The organism is Nostoc sp. (assembly GCF_036919675.1).
In the GTDB taxonomy this organism is placed as follows: Bacteria; Cyanobacteriota; Cyanobacteriia; order Cyanobacteriales; family Nostocaceae; genus Nostoc.
The window spans coordinates 1-16,807 of sequence record NZ_JBALCP010000061.1 but is presented as its reverse complement, the minus strand read 5'-3'; the positions used below and the strand labels follow the sequence as shown (position 1 = coordinate 16,807).

Below are 16,807 nucleotides of genomic sequence, written 5' to 3'. Positions count from 1 at the left end.
AATTAATGGGCTTTAGACCCTTTCCGCAGAGGGCAGAAATTATATTTTCTTCCTTCTGCCTCTGCCTTTATTCGGTAAGCAAAATAGGCAAAACAACTAAGTTTTGAGGCTAACGCCTCATGCGTTGGGCAATCATATTTATGTAGTCCAATGGTTAAATCTAGGGTTTCAAACAACTCTAATCGCTCTAATCAATCTACTGCCAAAACTGCTGCTGATAATCCCAAAGCTAATACTAAAACTCAAGCAGCCAAATCCAAAGCTCCTAACACTCAATTGTCAGACCTTGATATTGACGATATTGACCCAGAACTTCTCAGCGACAGTTATAACCAAGTTAGACGACCGTTACTGCCTTACGGCATTGTCGTTAATGACAAACCTGCCGGACTTCTAATTCCAGAAGACCAGCTAGAAAAGGCTGGCTGGCTTGATATGCCAATTGAGGACGACCTAACTATTGTCACCCTAACTGAAGATGTTACTGGACTCTTAATTACTCAAGCACGGTTACTAGTTTTAGCTTTTGTACCAGAATATATCCGTTATAAGTCAGATGTTGAAGACTTGGGTGGTTCTTTTGTTGGGCTTTATGATGAATACAAGCATAACCTTGACAAGAAAACAATGGATGTGTGTTCAGAACATGCACTGATGTTTCTGGATGAGGATAATCAACCCCTGCATACTACTCCTGTCGTTGTCCGCTTTAAGAATGTAGCTCTCTGGAGTTTTAAGTCAGTGCGTGAGGAGTTTTACCGTTCTTTGGAGAAAACCTTTGCTAACTATTTCCAAGTGCCATTTAGCGGCAAAAGCGATAGGTGGCGTAGCTTAGGTGTACTGGAAGTCGAGTTCAAAGCTGTCAAAGAAGGCGAAGGTAAGAATAAACACGACTGTTGTAAGACTGTAGCTTATACCAAACCCACCGTTGAAAATCTGTCTCAATTTTATTTGGGTCAGCCCACAGCTAAAGCCCTAATTTGGCAACAACATGATGCGATCGCTGGTTTTAATGAACCTCAATCTCTACCCGCTTTACCGGGAGAATCGGTATCTGTAGACGTGGAAGTATTGCCACCAAATAAGAATAGGAACAAAACTCAAAGCGTTCGGAAATCGAAACCAGCAGCCAAGCCACCTCGCAAAATTCAACTTATTGACGATGACGACTTCCTCAATGAAACCGACGATTTGGAAGCTGAGTTAGACGATGATGATTTTGAGGAGGAAGACGATGAACTAGATGATGAGGAATAGTCCAATGCAACTATAGCGTCTGTGCTGGTAAACTACCCACTACTCAGCACTCAGCACTCTTCATCCACCACTGACCTAGATACCGATTTAATGGGAATTTCCTAGAGGTTTTAGAAGAAAACTCTGCCGTAGCTAAGATGACTATGGCAGAGTTATCTTCCAGCTTTCAAGTTATCAACTTTGGGAATTTTTACTATTAGTGAAAAGCTGACTATCAGCAAGTTGATAGCCGGTGCCATTGAAACAAAAATTCAATTGGCGTAGCTGCTCTTGCTCGGTTTGCAGTACTTTAATGCACGGTAATGCCTGACCTCGGTTCTCTCCCACTGACAACAAATGCTTATCTGGTGGCAGATTGGGATTCAAGTAACTCAAGAATACCTGAGTAATTGGTTTGTCCTTTCTGAGCCAGTAACCAGTATACAGACATCCCAAAGCACCACAGACATCAGGCGTATTTAAGTTGAAAACTGCGAACCTACCGTCTTTCCCTTCCACACTCCAAGCCAGTATATTTTTAGCAGATACTTTGGCATTCAACTCTGTATTTTCTACAATCACCTGTTCAACGACTGTTGCAGGCACAACATTAGCAGCTTTGTTCCAAGTAACGGTTGCCGCATTTAAGCTACAGCCCCCTAAGCTCATGAGAATCGACAGCAACAAAAAGATGCCCAAACCAATGCGAAACCAATGAACCCAGTAGCGTACCCTCATAGTCGGTGCTGGTAATTGATATGCAGTTGTCTTCAGTGGTTGAGACTGAGTAGGGGAGGCGGAGTCAGAATAAACTCCCTTTCCTTCCCCTGTTTGCCCAAAGTGTATTTTTGAATGCAACTCAGTATCCAGTATTTCTTTTATCTCATGGGGTGAAGTAATAAAAGTTTTAGATAAATCTGCCATACTCTACCTCCCATTTTCAGTATTTTTAGCAGTGCTGATGTAGCTAGAATTTACATTAGGAGAACAGGTCAGCGTTCCATTATCGCTATTACCGTTGTTGCGATAACTAGCTAAAGCAGTTTTGCCGTAATCTTTGAGACTGAGGCGACCGAGGGCATCTGAGCCATTTCCATCAACTTTGCTGTAATCACCACCAAAGTGCTTTTGAGCCACTCGTTCAATTAGGCGTTCGCCCGTAAATCGCTCTCCTGTAGCCGGATCGATTTGCTCTTGTGTCACTTGAATTTTGTTAGCCATATCAGCCATAAACGCCCTATCTTGGTCAGCTGGAGGAAAAAACTCAAATAGTTCAGCCTCTGTTGGTTGATGCCCTTGCTCCACTTGACTCAGGAACTCTTGACCTCCAGGCTTGACAGCAATTAACTGCACTGCATAAGGGTTAGAACTCATGAACTGGTAGCGACCGAGAGCGCGACCACAATTTAAACCCCCATCTGCACAAGTATGTATGCCAATGGCTTTGTAATCCCCGCTACCAGCGCTCTCAATCTCCGCGATTGCATTTGAGAGCGATTGCGCCAAGCGCACTGCCGGAGGCAATCGCAAATCAATACCAGAGAGTGATTGATCTGTTATCGACCGACTACCATTACTAAAGGTGCATGGATTAATCTTCTCTCTTACTCCAGTACCGTTGGTAGTCCTAGCTTTAGGCTCTCTTGTCGCTCCAGTTGGTAAAGACGCGGTATTTGTCCTCTGTTCACTCAAATTACCTACAAATATCAGGGAGTTAACCTTGTAGCTGAAAAAAGGAACAGGGCCGATAAAGTAAGGTGTACAACCCATTCGCCAAGCACAGAACCGAAAGAACAAAGCCGTATCCACCGTATCAGTAGTTTCATCCGGCTCCATTACCACCACCTTAAAAGCTTTACCAAACGGTAGCCGTCCTGTTGGTTCCCGACCGTTATTCACTGCTTTTAGGATACCCCGCCCGCCCTCGACTTCTTGGTATTTACCGGAAATCCACTGCTTTCCTTCCAATTTACTGCGATCGCTACGACCTGTATTCTCCAAATCATCCAATTCTAAGTAAGCGCAGTCTTTTACAGTACAAGGCACAGAAAACCCTTGCACGTCTGAACCAGAAATCGTATTGTTACGGCGGTTTTCTGCTGGCCCATAAACTACATCAATCCGCATTACCAAGCTACCAATTTCAGTGATGGGATTAGGCATTAATCCTAAAGGTACTTGTCCCAAACCAGGAATATCCGAAACATTGCTATTCATCCAACCTGTAAATTGTTGTAGCTGTACTGCATCTAAGTTAGGAATTGAAGAAATAGAAAACTCTGACAAGTCGATTTCTCCCAGCTTCATTTGCCCAACTTCATACTGTGTTAGTACCTGAGCTAGTGTTAAATTAGATGCGGCAATTCCCTTAGATTTTAGTAAGGTTGCAACAGGTGTAATATTGTTTACTTGTGTCTTAGCTAATTCTGGAACAACCTGAGCTAAATGGCTCAATGTCTGCTCCCCAATTAGGGGAAATTCACTCAAGGCAATTTTATTTGAATCTATACTGTTAATGTCTGTGTTCGCCTCTGGTACTGTGCCCAGAGCGATAGCGAAGCGCTGCTGCGTTCGCGTAGCGTCTCGCAGAGAAGCGCAGATCGCCTGGATCGCCTGCAAAGAAAACTCCTCTGCCTGTAATGCTTCACTGATATCTCCTAACTTCAAATATTGGTCAGGAGTCATACCCACATTCCAAGTGCGACTGAGGTCATAACCTAGTGTTTGACTGTAGGGACTGCCATCAATTGCACCGGATTGACTGATACCTGGTAGCTGGGCCAGAGAAATGCGGCTCCAGTCTGGCAGCAAAACTTTAGTAGCAGGTAGTCTCGACTGAGGATTTGCAACTTCTACAATTCGAGTCGGTAAATTGCCATCACCAAATGTGTTGATTGTAGCTTGTACAGCGATACTATAAATAATACAAGCAATGACAAACAGAAGAGATATCCATGCTTTTGGTATCTTCATAATTTTAGGTTTAAAAATTACAGCAACTATACCAAAAAAAGCAAAGTAATTTATTGAATAATAACCCAATTACTTGTTGCTTATGGGGTATAGGAAGAGAGTGAAAATATGACTTATAACTCTAGCTCCTCTTCTGCTGACTGTTGACTTTTCTTAGACTTGTAACCGGAGCCAGAGCCATATCCTGGTAATTGAGGATTGGGATTAGCAGCCGATTCAGTGTAAGGTGTATCCCCAAGATTGATTTCAAAAATATTCTCTTGATAACCATCCCTAAATTGGTCTGCTTGCAAGGGATTACTACTATCTCCATAACTTAATTGCTCAACACCGTAACATAAAGATTGATAGCCACTGCCAGACTGATAATTACTACTGTCGTCAGTATCAAGATTTTGGTTAATTGTGGGTTCGTTATTCATTGACATTACCTAAAAAAGCTGTATCAATGCCAGCATAAAAAGATTTATCTAATATCAGCCTTCACCTATTGGACATTAATTTTTTAGCCGATTGGCTATTTTTGGTGATGCGCTCATATCGAGATGAAAAATGGAGCAAATGAATTTGATTACACCAGAAATAATGGCAGAAATTAGTAATGGTAATAGTACCAAACTGCCAGACAACACCCAAAAAATGCTGCAAATTCTGGCTAGTTTAAATACACCAAAAGAATTATTAGCAAGTCTCTTAGAAATATCTGAATTTTCCCTACATCATGTTCGCTACCTTGCAGGGCCATTGGTAATTCATCGCAGTCCTTGGAGTGATACGATTCCCCAATGGCTGAAGTTTGCTTGTATTCAGGAGCGATTGGAACTTATCTTCACTGAATACGAACAGGATCGGGTTGGTGTTTCCAGCACAGCCACAGAAGTTCTTACCTACATGATGCCTGCAACTTATGAAGCACCTCTGCATAGGGACTACGCTGACCTTTATCTTTGGGTAGGTAATGAAGTTCTAACCAAATACGATAAATTACCAAAGGGTTGCAAGAGTTTTTATGAATTTATAGGTGATGGTGATACGAGCAATGCCAGCAATAATCGCATCATTCATTTTAATCAGGTAAAAAATGAATTCAACTATCTTAGCAGGTCAATTCGACGCAGCATAGTTAAACACGCAGCACAAGAGGGATGGGGTAAGCGTAATGTCAATGCCAAGTCTCACTTAGAATCGACCCAAAGCACTCCAACTCCTAAACCTTCATCAAATTCAACTGTGCAAATCAGCTTGTTCTGAATTTTCAAAAAATCCTCAGTCTATTCAAATTTTCAGATGAGGATTTTTCTGTTAAATGGAAGCGTTCGCTTCTTGAATTATGAACATAAATTTTCAAGTTATTCATCATGAATACTCAACAAATTCAAGAATTTTTAACTCATCTCATCATTGGAATTACAGCCTTATATACCATTGTAATGGTCGTTGATTTCGTTGTGGGAATAGTCCATCTGTGGCAGAAATTTACAGTCAACATAGAAAACACAACATCTGAAAAATCACACCTGCAATCTATTGATATTAAGAAATCTCTCAAGGTGAAAAACCAAAATCAATCGACTAACCATATTACATCAAAACCAGAACCTCAACCAGACAACTTTATTAGCATTGATGTAGACAAAATTGATTTACGGACAGCCAGAAAAATTGCCACTGCCATAAAAAAAGCTTCAAAATCCAATCCTGACTTAATTATCAAACAAAAAGTCAACAGTAAAAGTGTTCCTTTAGCCTGGTTGCAAGCACAGATTAAGCATCGTTTAGAACTGGCACCAGAAATTGTCACACCCATTATTAGAGAATTGGCTCCTACTGCTTTTACATCTGTTCGAGAGAATATTCAGCATTCTAGCATTGCAAAAACAGGTAAGTGTAAAGTCAGTTAATCATATAAAGAGAGGAATATCGATAGTATTACCTCTCTTTAATAGGTTTCAAATCTTTGTATAAAACTAATTTGAAGTTGCTAGATATACAAGCTATCGCTTCTAGGTGATAAATTCTAATTTAATTTATTATGAATACAGGCTTAATAAATACAAATAATTCCAGTATTTATACTCCAGAATATACTCTTGTTTCTAATCTTTCAACTCTTAATTCTGCTCTCCAACCTCTGTTTCAGGCAGAAGTTTTAGCCATAGATTGTGAAACAACAGGACTTGACCCTCTAACTGATTCTATTAGACTGATTCAAATAGCTGCACCAAACCATCCGGTAGTACTGATAGATTTACCAGCTATTCCCAAAAGCGATCGCCAACTGCTCAAAAAACTGCTTTGTAACTCTGCTGTCAAAATTGCACATAATGCCAAATTCGACTGGCAATTTCTCACACTCGCAGGACTTCAACCCTCTGGTCAATTCTTTGATACCCAACTTGCTTATAAAGTTCTAACCGCAGGATTAAAAACAAGCTCATCCTTACAAAATATAGCTAAAAAGCTACTACACCTTCAACTAGATAAAACTCAACAAATCAGTGATTGGTGTAAACTTCTTACCAAGGTTCAATTGCACTATGCTGCCGTAGATGCTGCCATATTACTTGACCTTTACCCAATTCTCCTCAAGAAGTTAAAGCAGGCAAAGTTACTCAAAATTGCCCGACTGGAATTTCAGTGTATGCCTGTTGTAGCTCAAATGGAACTTAACGGAATGCTATTTGACTTATCTCGATGGCAGATACTGGGTGCAAAACTAGAAGCTGAAAAAACAGATGCTTTAAACCAACTCAAGCAACTCCGTATTGCTAGCTCTCAGATGTCATTGCTGCCAGAACTGACAGATGCAGTAAACCCGAATTCACCTCAGCAAGTTTTGGCTGCTCTACAAGCTATTGGTATTAAAATCAATTCAACTAATCAAAGTAAATTAGTTTCTTTAGCTGCACAGTATCCCATAATTCAAGCATTGCTAGATTACCGCCGTCTATCCAAAATCATCGGCACTTTTACCGAGAAACTACCCCAGCATATCCACCCCAAAACAGGGAGAATTCATCCCAACTATTATCAATTAGGGGCAAAATCCGGTAGATTTTCTTGCCGCAAACCACCTCTACAAAATATTCCCCGTGATCAAGCTGCTCGTAGCTGCTTCATTGCTGCCCCTGGCTATAAAATTATCAAAGCCGATTACTCCCAAATAGAACTACGAATTATGGCTCGGCTTAGTGGTGATACAAAGATGTGCCAAGTCTATCGCCAGGGGGCTGACTTACATCGATTAACAGCATCTCTAGTAACTGGAAAACATATCAATGAAGTGACTGAGGAAGACCGCAGACTAGCAAAAGCAATAAACTTTGGATTGATTTTCGGTATGGGCGCTGCCAAACTCCAAATTTACGCCCAAGTAAAATATGGGGTGGCAATGACATTAGAACAAGCAAAAGCTTTCAGAAAACGATTCTTTGAAGCTTATCCTGGAATAGCTAGGTGGCATGAAAACATCAAACGTAAATACATCCAAGGCATTAAGGAAAGTCGTACACTAGCAAATAGACGACGGAGATGGGTAAACAAGCCCCGACTATCAGAGCTATTTAACCATCCAGTACAAGGTTTAAATGCCGACATCAACAAATTAGCTATGGTAAAACTTTCAAATCCATTAGCTAAATTCAGAACAAAACTCATCTGTGTAAGGCATGATGAAATTGTACTGGAATGTCCAGAGGCTGAAGTTGACCAAGTTAGCCATATATTACACAATTGTATGGTTGCTGCCGCCCAAAAGTTTCTCAGCCCTATTCCAGTTGTTATAGATATTAAGACATCAAATAGCTGGTGAATTACCTCAACTTGCCGAGTCTGACTGAAGTTGGATTTGCAGTCAAGCTATTCTGAGAAGATTAGTCAAAAGCTCAATTGCCCTCCTCACAGTATAGCTCGTGCAAAAATTGTGACTGCTATTTGACTGGTAGAGAAAAGAGTAAAGTCTAATGCGTATATCAATAGCTTTATGCCAACCAGCAAGCACAGCATCATCTGAAATGTCTCCAAGAACTACCAAACCATCTTCTTTATTCATATAGTAAGGTAAAGGTTCAGCGCTCAACCAACCATAAGCAATAGCTTCTTTATCTCGCTCAATAATTGAAACTTCTAAACTTTGCTCATATCTTGAGTAGTAGTAAGGTAAATAGCAAGCTGGATATTCTCTTAAAGATTCACGATTAACTGTGTATGATTGCCAACGCAGTTGCTCTCCCTTGATTTCTTTTGGATTAGCTTCTAGCCAATCATAGAGCTTTTTAGCTTGCCGCAATGCGTGGTCTTTGCCTTCAAAAACGACGTTGGGAAGAAAAATATCGCCGTCAAAATGCACCGCAACGTCAAATAAATCTTCATCTTCATCTTCATCTTCTGCTTCTGTTATCTCAATGATTCCAGCCTTATATAGTTCGGTCATTTCCCTACATTGCTTCGTCAAATGTACCCCTACATGATTCAAATTTTCGCTTTCAGTTACAGAATAATCAGAACACTCTGTTAGCTCTAGTACAGCACAGGGGAAGTAAATCACCCATTTCAAATCAATACAACTCTTGGAGAGGCTGCGCCCTAAGCGTAGCTATGCCGCAGGTTTTACGGCTCCGCTCAGTAACCATGAAATGCTTACGCTGTATTCATTTTTAATTTTTAATTCCGCCTTGCGGTACTAGTCCCTTGTCTGGAATCCAGGATCGGTAACTTTTGTTTGTGTAGACGAGCCAGCGCCGTGGGCGAGTTTCCCACGCCAGTCCGCACGGGGGAACCCCCGCAAGCGACTGGCTCGACTTGTTCGCGCAGCGTCTCCGATAGGAGAGGTGACTGGCGTGCGGTTTCTAAGCGCCTTTTTAAGGTTAAGTTGATACCAATGAGCATCGCTGTGTCCCTACGATGTGTTGCATCCAAATGAGAACTGCTATAGTTTCTGCTTTTTGCAACGCAATCAAAAACTCTGCGTCATTTTTTAGTACTGCCCTGTTAAACAAGTGAACACCTTCAAACCTTGATACTCAGGCAGTTAAATTATGGCTAATATGTCTCCAGCCTCTAGGCGTAGCAAGAGACACCAATTATTACAAATGTATGGAAACCGCTGTTGCTGGTGTAGCAAGCAAATGACCAAATCCGAAAGAACCATTGAACACTTAGTTCCCAAGAGTCTGGGCGGCTCTAATAGTCTCTCGAATTTGCGTTTGGCTTGTTTCACTTGCAATAATTCCCGTGGAAACAGTCTATTACCTCCACAAAATAGAAAGACTTTTGAACTTACAAATAGAACTTATGAATAGCATTTAGTTGAATTTTATCAAAAGATACTTCCGATAAATTCTGCATATCTTTGGTGTAAGCCTCTGGCTAAATGAGATAATGTCCATCATAAAAACCACACATTAATAAAAATGTATGGATGATTTAGATCAACGATTGAATACTTTAATTACAGAGGTACGTCAACAACCACCTAACAGCATAAAATGGCGATTGTCCATGCACCGACTACTATTAGAAATTCAGCAACTACCAAGATTAGCCAAATCCTCTCATCCAGACTATCCAACAGCCCTAAACCGTACTTTAGAGTATGTCAGCCTTAATCTTGCCAAATTTGATCTGAATTCTCCCTCAGTTTCCGAAAGCTTTTTGAAATGGATCAATAGCTACCTTGGTTGGCGAATTAGAGATTTGTACTCTCCTGATAAAGATGCTCCACTCAGTTTAGATGCTCCCATAGCCTCCGACTTTGGGGAAATAACTCTGCTGGATAATCTACCCAATTCTACTTTGAGTGGTTTAGATAGTTTAATTGAAAACTCTCAAAGAAAAACTACGCAACGGATTGGTCTAGAATTAGAGCTTTACATTGAGCAAGATCCCGAAGGTAAGCTCAAAAATAGTTATTCTGGTTCTTCTGTTGGGTGTAATTGTCAATTCCTCAGCCAAAGACGTGTACTCAAAGAACCACCTGATAAAGTTGCAGATATAGCACGAGAGTTGAGCATTCCTTATACAACCGTCAATTCGCATTGGAAGAGAAAATGCGAACCAATACTTCAAAAAATTGCCGCAGATTTGGGATATAAACAGGAGCAATCGTTATGAACAGCACAACTTCACCCTTGTTAATGGTTCCGCTAGATTTAGAAATTCATTCTAGAGCAAGACATTTAGCCGCTCAACAAAGCACAGTAGAAAAAGGTAAGCGAGTTTATTTGAATGCGTTAGCAGTTTACGCAGTCCATAGCTATTTAAAATGGTTGCAAATACCAACAGATTTCAATTCATCAGATTCTTGGAATCCAGTTAAAGCAGCTTTATCGAATGTAGCTGATTTGGTAATTCCAAATGTGGGAACATTAGAATGCAGTCCAGTTTTACCCCAAGAAACTGTCATTTTATTACCAGATACTATAGAAAATCGGATTGGCTATGTAGCTATACAGTTTCAGGAAAGCCTAGATTCAGTGCAGCTATTAGGATTTGCACCAGCCGTTGATGAAGTGAATCCGCCTGCACAGCTAGCAGTGTCAGAACTCCAGCCGATTGAGTCTCTCCTACAGCAAATTACTCGTCTTGAAGTTGCGATCGCTTTTCTGCAAACTGATGACTCGGTGGCAGTACAAGTACGCTCTGTATTAGACAACAAACCCTTATCAGAGATTGTGGCACAGTTTGAGCTTCTTTACCGAACTGGCGATGAATTTGAGTGGCGCTACGCCGGAGGGGAAATATTAGCTGGAGATACTCGCGCTGTTGGTGCTACTCGTGAAGCAATTCAGCAAGATGATAGCGAATTACAAGATTTAGCCGAAATGCTATTGGAGAAGTTAGCCGAAATTTGGGGAGATGTTACGTAGTTTTTGTGGGAATGGGTAACATACTTTTAATAAGCCTTGAAGTGTCTAAAAATGGAACAACGTAGCGAAGATTATTACAGACTAATTAACCATTTGCTAACCTGTCGTGATGGAGAAGAGCCAAAGATTCTGATGGCACATCCTGACTTAATTGATGATGGGTTAGTAGAGGCGATTAAGCAGATATCTACTATGATGTCACAGCAAGGAAACCAGAACTTAGCTGATTATTTAATCCATATTGCCAAACATCTGCCCAATGCACCATTTTTTAAAAGTGCTACCACTGCGACAGATGCGAGCAAAAGTGCATCACAGAGAGCAAACTCTGTAAAAATTCCCCCTCTTTTAGATGAGATATGTAAGACAATTATAGAAAGCCAAGGCAACCCGCAAGTTGTCTACAGTCTGCTGCAAGCAAACAAAGACAAACTGGATGAAAAATTTGTTCAGCAGATTCATAACTGGGCTTTTTCTACTTTGCCGAATGCTAAACCAGAAACAGCAGAGATGGTGGCAACAGTAATTAATGATTTCAGCACTCTAATCTATCAATTTCCATTGGGTAAGAGGGATATCAACTTAGAGATTGCGATTACAGGGTACGAAGTTGCTGCTACCATTTTTACCCGTGAAGCGTTTCCACAAGAATGGGCTAATATCCAAACTAATTTAGCACCAGCTTACCGCCATCGAATTCGAGGAAATCGCGCCGATAACCAAGAAAAGGCAATTGTTGCTTGTAATAATGCCCTACTGATCTACACCCGCGACGATTTTTCCGAAAAGTGGGCGACACTGCAAAATAATCTCGGACTTATTTATACAGATAGGATTACAGGAGACAAAGCTGAAAATATCGAAAAGTCGATTTCTTGCTATGAAGCTGCTTTAAAAGTTATTAACCGCGCTCAACTTCCTGAACTTTGGGGTACTCTTCAAAATAATTTGGGGAATGCGTACCTTTTTAGAATTCAAGGTGATAAAGCACAGAATTTAGAAAAGGCGATCGCTTGTTATCAAGTTGCCCTACAAGTACGTACCCATTCGGCATCACCCTATTATTGGGCTAGCAGTCAAAATAACCTCGGTTCTGCCTACGCTGAGAGGATTCTGGGTAATAAACAAAAGAATCTAGAAAAGGCGATTTCGTCATATATTAACGCCTTAAAAGTCTACACTATTTCTGATTATCCTCAGCGATGGGCGGAAACAAAAACCAGCCTGGGAAATACCTATTATAAAACAGGTCAAATTACTGAAGCGCTTGACTGTCTCCGCGCTGCCTTGCAAGTCTTCACTCCCACCAATTTCCCTAGAGATTGTATACAAACTGGATTGAGTTTAGGTAAAACAGCTTTGGCTGCTGGCATGAAGACAGATGCTTTTGCAGGTTATGCTGTTGCCATTGAAGCTGTTGAACAAAGCCGACTTTGGGCAGGTATTTCTCATAAACAAGAAATTCCAAAAGAGATACTTGCCTACACAAATATGGTGGTGTTTTGCATTACTAATGGGCAACGAGATCAAGCCAGGGAGTATGCCGAACGTTCTGGTTCTCGACACCTTTTAAACTTTTTCGATACTGATGAATTTCAGCAAATTTCCTCAAATTCACAATTTATTGAGCAGGTATTACAAGCAACAAGCGAAAGCAATGGTGACTCACAAGCTGTATATCAAATACTAGAAAATAACCTGAATCATTTAGACGAACAATTTGTTCAGTACTTGCAAAGGCTTGAGGATGTTTGCAAAGAGATGACATCAGGGCAAGCCGTTCAACTTGCTGCAACTATTTTAAGTTTTAGCAATCTGATTAGAGAGTTCCCGCAAGGCGATAAAGGAATTAACTTAAAAATTACTGTTACAGGTTATGAAGTAGCTGCTACTGTTTTTACCAAGAAAGATTTCCCTGAACAATGGGGAAGCATTCAAGATGCCATTCGCGAAATATTGCAGATTCAGCTATTTGAAGCAGTATTCGAGAACCTAGAAAACCCTGAAGGTGTATATCCGTTACTGAAAGCAAACAAAGACAAACTTGATGAACGCTTTGCTACTGTATTGCGATTGAGGACAACAACTATTCTGTCTGAAGCACTACCAGATTATGCCAAAGGTATTGCTACCAACCTTTTAGGTTTGAGCCTTCTGATTAAAGAATTTCGATATGGCAATGAGGCGAATAATTTAGAAATTGCCATTACAGGGTATGAACTTGCCTCTGAAGTTTTTACTTGCGAAGCTTTACCAGAAGCATGGGGTATGTGTCAATTCATGCTGGGCAATGCTTACCACCGTCGAATAAAAGGTGAGCAAGCAGAAAACCTGGAACAATCCCTTTCTTACTTGCACAATGCTTTGAAAGTCTGTAACCGTGAGCAGTTTCCCGAACTTTGGGCAGAAATTTACAGTAATTTGGCCATTGTTTATGGCTATCGGATTCGTGGCGATCAAGTAGAGAATGCAGAACTAGCGATTAAGGCTGGTGAAGCTGCGATGCAGGTTTGGACTCGCGATCAATCTCCTGAAGGATGGGGAAAAATCCAAAACAATCTAGGTATTGTTTACCGCGATGCCTGCGGCGGGCAAAGCCAACGCCTTGCAGGTGACAAAGCTGAGAATTTAGAAAAAGCGATCGCTTGTTATCAAAATGCTCTTTCCATTCGTACTCGTGAAGGCTTCCCAGAACTTTGGGCGCAAACTCAAATGAATTTAGCATCTGCCTATCGTCACAGACTCAGAGGTGATGCAGCAGAAAATGTGGAAATAGCGATCGCTACTAATCAATCTGCTTTACAAGTCTACACAAAACAAGACTTTCCCACAAATTGGGCAGAAGTACACATGAATTTGGCTAATGCCTATCTTCACCGAATTCATGGGGATAGGAGCGAAAATTTAGAAAAGGCGATCGCTGCTCATCAATCTGCTTTACAAGTCTTAACCAAAGATGAATCTCCCCGACAATGGGCGATGACTCATCTGAATCTAGGAAATGTCTTCTTACAACAAGAGCAAATAGAAGCAGCAATTACCTCTTATCGTTCAGCTTTAAAAATCTTCACTCCCACCGCTTTTCCTGACGAATGCCTAAAAGCAGGACAAATGCTGGGAAACACTGCTTTTAACATTGGTGATTGGGCTGAAGCGATTAGGGGCTATAGTGTGGCAATTGAAGCTGTAGAAACCAGTCGCACTTGGGCAAGTTCAGAATCACGCCGTCAAGAAATTTTAGCTAATTCTCTCCATGTTTATGAAAATATGGTGCAAGCTTGTATTAATAATAAACAACTGAATAAAGCTATTGAATATGTCGAACGTTCTCGCTCAAAACGACTCGTAGATTTAATGGCAAGTAATGACCTTTACTCAGATGGTGAAATTCCTGCTGAAATTCAACAGTATTTACAAGATTTTGAAGCTATACAACGGCAAATTGATAATGAACTAAGACACTATTATAATAGCAGTAACTTGGATGGTAATAAACTCGGTAAAAGCCCACATAGTCGGGCTGCTATCGAAGCTTATAACGAAACTATTGCAGATTTGGAAGCTGAAAAACAGCAAATTTGGGAACAAATGCGCCGTCTAGATCCTGTTCTGGCTGGTCAAATTCAAGTAAGTCCCATGAATTTGTCATCTATACAGCAGCTAATTAAAGTACCTACAACAGCTATTCTGAGCTTTTATACTACCTCGAATGACACCCATATCTTTATCATCCGGCAGAATCAAATTACTTTGCACACTTGTACGGAATTAGGATTTGAAACTTTACAATCATCGATTTTAACTCACTGGTTAGGGCAATATGTTCATCACAAAGATACTTGGAAAGAGCAATTTAGTTTTTTAATAGCAGAACTAGCTGAAGTCTTAAAGTTAAATGATTTAATTGCACAACATCTGAAAAATATTGATGAATTGATTCTTGTTCCTCATCTGGCATTACATCAAATCCCTTTTGCTGCTTTACCAATTGCAGAAAGTCAATATCTGGGAGATAAATTTTTCATTCGTTATGTTCCTAGCTGCCAAATTTTAGAATTTTGTCACAACCGTCCCTCAGTAAGTAGTCTTATGAACTACGGTATTGTTGAAGATGCTACTGAAGATTTACCCTACGCTAGTTGGGAAGGAGAACAACTAGCAAATTTGTATGATATTTCTGATAATCAACGTTTAAAAGGTAGTCAAGAAGCTAGTGTCAGCAACTATCGTCAACTGATACAAAAAGTTCAAGTAATTCATTCTAGTCATCATGCGCGATCGCGGCTCGATAATCCTCTAGAATCAGCATTAATTTTAGGAGATGGCTATATTACGTTAAGTCAGTTATTAACTCCAAGTTGGCGCACTCCTCAGTTAGAAGATGTATTTCTATCTTGCTGCGAAACTGGTTTAGGTGTGACTGAAATAACCGACGATATTCTCACTCTTTCAACAGGTTTTCTTTGTGCTGGCGCTAAAAGTGTTATCAGTACACTCTGGGCAGTAGATGACTTGGCAACAGCACTCTTTTCAGTATTTTACTATCAATCCCGACATCAGGGAAACAAACGACTGCAATCAATTAGACAAGCTCAATTTGAACTGCGTACCCTTACAGGTGAAACTCTTACCACTATTTACAAACCCAAGTTAAGTTCTTTTTTGACGCAGAAAGCCAAGGAAACTGAAACGCTGCGTAAAACAACTAAAAAAGAACGGGATATTCATCCACAAGATTCTCAACTGTATCAGCAACGCAATGAAGAATACAAAAAACATGACCAAATTGGCAACCGAATTTATGACGCACAAAAAGATTTGGAATCTTTTTGTGGAGAGTCTAAACCTTTCTCTCACCCTTATTATTGGGCAGCTTTCACCTGTGCCGGGTTAAATTGATAACTGCAATCTCTGAAGTATAACGCTTATATCTCTGTTTATGAAGTTATGATTTCTGACTCTAAAATACTCGCCTGCAAAGTTTGACGATACTTTTCTTCAGTTACCATCGCACTCATGCGCTAAGAGCGATCGCATTAACAGCGCGAATCAGTGTAAATTCAGAAATTCTTGAAAATAATAAAAATACTAACTTACCGAATGATATGATCCCGTATTTTCGTTAAATTCCCATCCCATACCCGATTTATCCTTGCCCTTGCACCATGCCACAAAAAGCGGTGGGTGCAGCTTCATTCGCTGTTCGCGTACAGTTTCTTGACTTACACCAAGTCTGGAAGCTAAACCTTCTTCCGTCAACGGTTGGATTCGCGGAGTATGCCCAATGAATGATGAATTGTTGTTGTACGATTTATTGCCCCGCTTTTGCTGATTGTTGAGATGATTTTGAATTTTAATAATCGCCTCGGTAAACTGTGTCATTCGGGCTGTTATCCCCTCCACTTTTTCTGATAAATCGGCGAGATTATGGATTGCTTCGGTTTCGTTACTAGATTCACTTGAAAACTGTGACTCCAGCTTATCAAGTCGTGAGCAAATAGCTAATATCGTTTCATTCGTCAGACTGGGGTTACTATTGTTACTAGTAACTAAGTACTCCTCAACACTTGCCTTAATCTTAGAGTCCAAGCGTTTATCTAAATTATCGCCACCAATTGCATCAAGGTTATCTAGTGAATCTAGGTAGAGTTCGATAAATTGGGTCAGCGTGGCTGTTGCCGTCGTCCCTTTCGACTTACAACGGGCGATAAACTGCTCCCACATCTTTTGGT

The 16,807-nt window shown here is 40.5% G+C and carries 13 protein-coding genes; 8 read left to right on the top strand and 5 right to left on the bottom strand.

The annotated features are described in order from the left end of the window. Positions 1-150 precede the first annotated feature (150 nt). Positions 151-1,257 (top strand): DUF5895 domain-containing protein, encoded by a 1,107-nt coding sequence (locus tag V7K49_RS12620; protein WP_335205783.1) that lies wholly within the window; start codon positions 151-153, stop codon positions 1,255-1,257. 174 nt (positions 1,258-1,431) lie between these two features. Here V7K49_RS12620 and V7K49_RS12615 read toward each other — a convergent pair whose 3' ends face one another. The 3 genes from V7K49_RS12615 to V7K49_RS12605 form a co-directional block, all read right to left on the bottom strand. Continuing rightward, positions 1,432-2,160: a hypothetical protein gene (locus V7K49_RS12615; RefSeq protein WP_335205781.1), complete on the bottom strand. Its 729-nt coding sequence runs from the start codon at positions 2,158-2,160 to the stop codon at positions 1,432-1,434. Between the two features lie 3 nt (positions 2,161-2,163). Continuing rightward, on the bottom strand, positions 2,164-4,209 hold the full coding sequence (locus V7K49_RS12610; RefSeq protein WP_335205780.1) for a M23 family peptidase: 2,046 nt from the start codon (positions 4,207-4,209) through the stop codon (positions 2,164-2,166). 113 nt (positions 4,210-4,322) lie between these two features. Beyond that, positions 4,323-4,631 carry a hypothetical protein gene (locus tag V7K49_RS12605; RefSeq protein WP_335205779.1) on the bottom strand — a complete coding sequence of 103 codons (309 nt, stop codon included), beginning with the start codon at positions 4,629-4,631 and terminating at the stop codon, positions 4,323-4,325. Positions 4,632-4,770: 139 nt separating this feature from the next. Here V7K49_RS12605 and V7K49_RS12600 point away from each other — a divergent pair, with 139 nt between their 5' ends. The 3 genes from V7K49_RS12600 to V7K49_RS12590 all read left to right on the top strand — a co-directional run bounded on the left by V7K49_RS12600 (position 4,771) and on the right by V7K49_RS12590 (position 8,020). Then, positions 4,771-5,460 (top strand): hypothetical protein, encoded by a 690-nt coding sequence (locus V7K49_RS12600; protein ID WP_335205777.1) that lies wholly within the window; start codon positions 4,771-4,773, stop codon positions 5,458-5,460. A gap of 107 nt (positions 5,461-5,567) precedes the next feature. Next, a complete protein-coding gene (locus V7K49_RS12595) occupies positions 5,568-6,110 on the top strand; it encodes a hypothetical protein (protein WP_335205775.1) in 543 nt (180 codons plus the stop codon). 131 nt (positions 6,111-6,241) lie between these two features. After that, entirely contained in the window at positions 6,242-8,020 is a 1,779-nt protein-coding gene (locus tag V7K49_RS12590; protein ID WP_335205774.1) for a bifunctional 3'-5' exonuclease/DNA polymerase, read from the top strand. Between the two features lie 42 nt (positions 8,021-8,062). Here V7K49_RS12590 and V7K49_RS12585 read toward each other — a convergent pair whose 3' ends face one another. Then, complete coding sequence (locus V7K49_RS12585; protein ID WP_335205772.1) at positions 8,063-8,641, bottom strand: hypothetical protein; 579 nt, start codon at positions 8,639-8,641, stop codon at positions 8,063-8,065. 604 nt (positions 8,642-9,245) lie between these two features. Here V7K49_RS12585 and V7K49_RS12580 point away from each other — a divergent pair. From V7K49_RS12580 to V7K49_RS12565, 4 genes are all read left to right on the top strand, one after another. Further along, on the top strand, positions 9,246-9,509 hold the full coding sequence (locus V7K49_RS12580) for an HNH endonuclease (protein ID WP_335042836.1): 264 nt from the start codon (positions 9,246-9,248) through the stop codon (positions 9,507-9,509). Positions 9,510-9,624: 115 nt separating this feature from the next. Then, a complete protein-coding gene (locus tag V7K49_RS12575; protein WP_335205770.1) occupies positions 9,625-10,320 on the top strand; it encodes a hypothetical protein in 696 nt (231 codons plus the stop codon). Continuing rightward, on the top strand, positions 10,317-11,075 hold the full coding sequence (locus V7K49_RS12570; RefSeq protein WP_335205768.1) for a DUF1822 family protein: 759 nt from the start codon (positions 10,317-10,319) through the stop codon (positions 11,073-11,075). The genes V7K49_RS12575 and V7K49_RS12570 overlap by 4 nt, the downstream gene beginning before the upstream one ends. Positions 11,076-11,126: 51 nt before the next feature. Next, positions 11,127-15,974 carry a CHAT domain-containing protein gene (locus tag V7K49_RS12565; protein WP_335205767.1) on the top strand — a complete coding sequence of 1,616 codons (4,848 nt, stop codon included), beginning with the start codon at positions 11,127-11,129 and terminating at the stop codon, positions 15,972-15,974. A gap of 189 nt (positions 15,975-16,163) precedes the next feature. Here V7K49_RS12565 and V7K49_RS12560 read toward each other — a convergent pair. After that, a partial coding sequence (locus tag V7K49_RS12560; RefSeq protein ID WP_335205766.1) for a hypothetical protein occupies positions 16,164-16,807 on the bottom strand: 644 nt, incomplete at its 5' end.

Bases quoted from the DNA above. Each gene is read 5' to 3' on its own strand.
- V7K49_RS12570 (WP_335205768.1), top strand. From the start codon at position 10,317: ATGAACAGCACAACTTCACCCTTGTTAATGGTTCCGCTAGATTTAGAA.
- V7K49_RS12605 (WP_335205779.1), bottom strand. From the start codon at position 4,631: ATGAATAACGAACCCACAATTAACCAAAATCTTGATACTGACGACAGT.
- V7K49_RS12620 (WP_335205783.1), top strand. From the start codon at position 151: ATGGTTAAATCTAGGGTTTCAAACAACTCTAATCGCTCTAATCAATCT.
- V7K49_RS12575 (WP_335205770.1), top strand. From the start codon at position 9,625: ATGGATGATTTAGATCAACGATTGAATACTTTAATTACAGAGGTACGT.
- V7K49_RS12565 (WP_335205767.1), top strand. From the start codon at position 11,127: ATGGAACAACGTAGCGAAGATTATTACAGACTAATTAACCATTTGCTA.
- V7K49_RS12610 (WP_335205780.1), bottom strand. From the start codon at position 4,209: ATGAAGATACCAAAAGCATGGATATCTCTTCTGTTTGTCATTGCTTGT.
- V7K49_RS12615 (WP_335205781.1), bottom strand. From the start codon at position 2,160: ATGGCAGATTTATCTAAAACTTTTATTACTTCACCCCATGAGATAAAA.
- V7K49_RS12595 (WP_335205775.1), top strand. From the start codon at position 5,568: ATGAATACTCAACAAATTCAAGAATTTTTAACTCATCTCATCATTGGA.
- V7K49_RS12590 (WP_335205774.1), top strand. From the start codon at position 6,242: ATGAATACAGGCTTAATAAATACAAATAATTCCAGTATTTATACTCCA.
- V7K49_RS12600 (WP_335205777.1), top strand. From the start codon at position 4,771: ATGAATTTGATTACACCAGAAATAATGGCAGAAATTAGTAATGGTAAT.
- V7K49_RS12585 (WP_335205772.1), bottom strand. From the start codon at position 8,641: ATGACCGAACTATATAAGGCTGGAATCATTGAGATAACAGAAGCAGAA.
- V7K49_RS12580 (WP_335042836.1), top strand. From the start codon at position 9,246: ATGGCTAATATGTCTCCAGCCTCTAGGCGTAGCAAGAGACACCAATTA.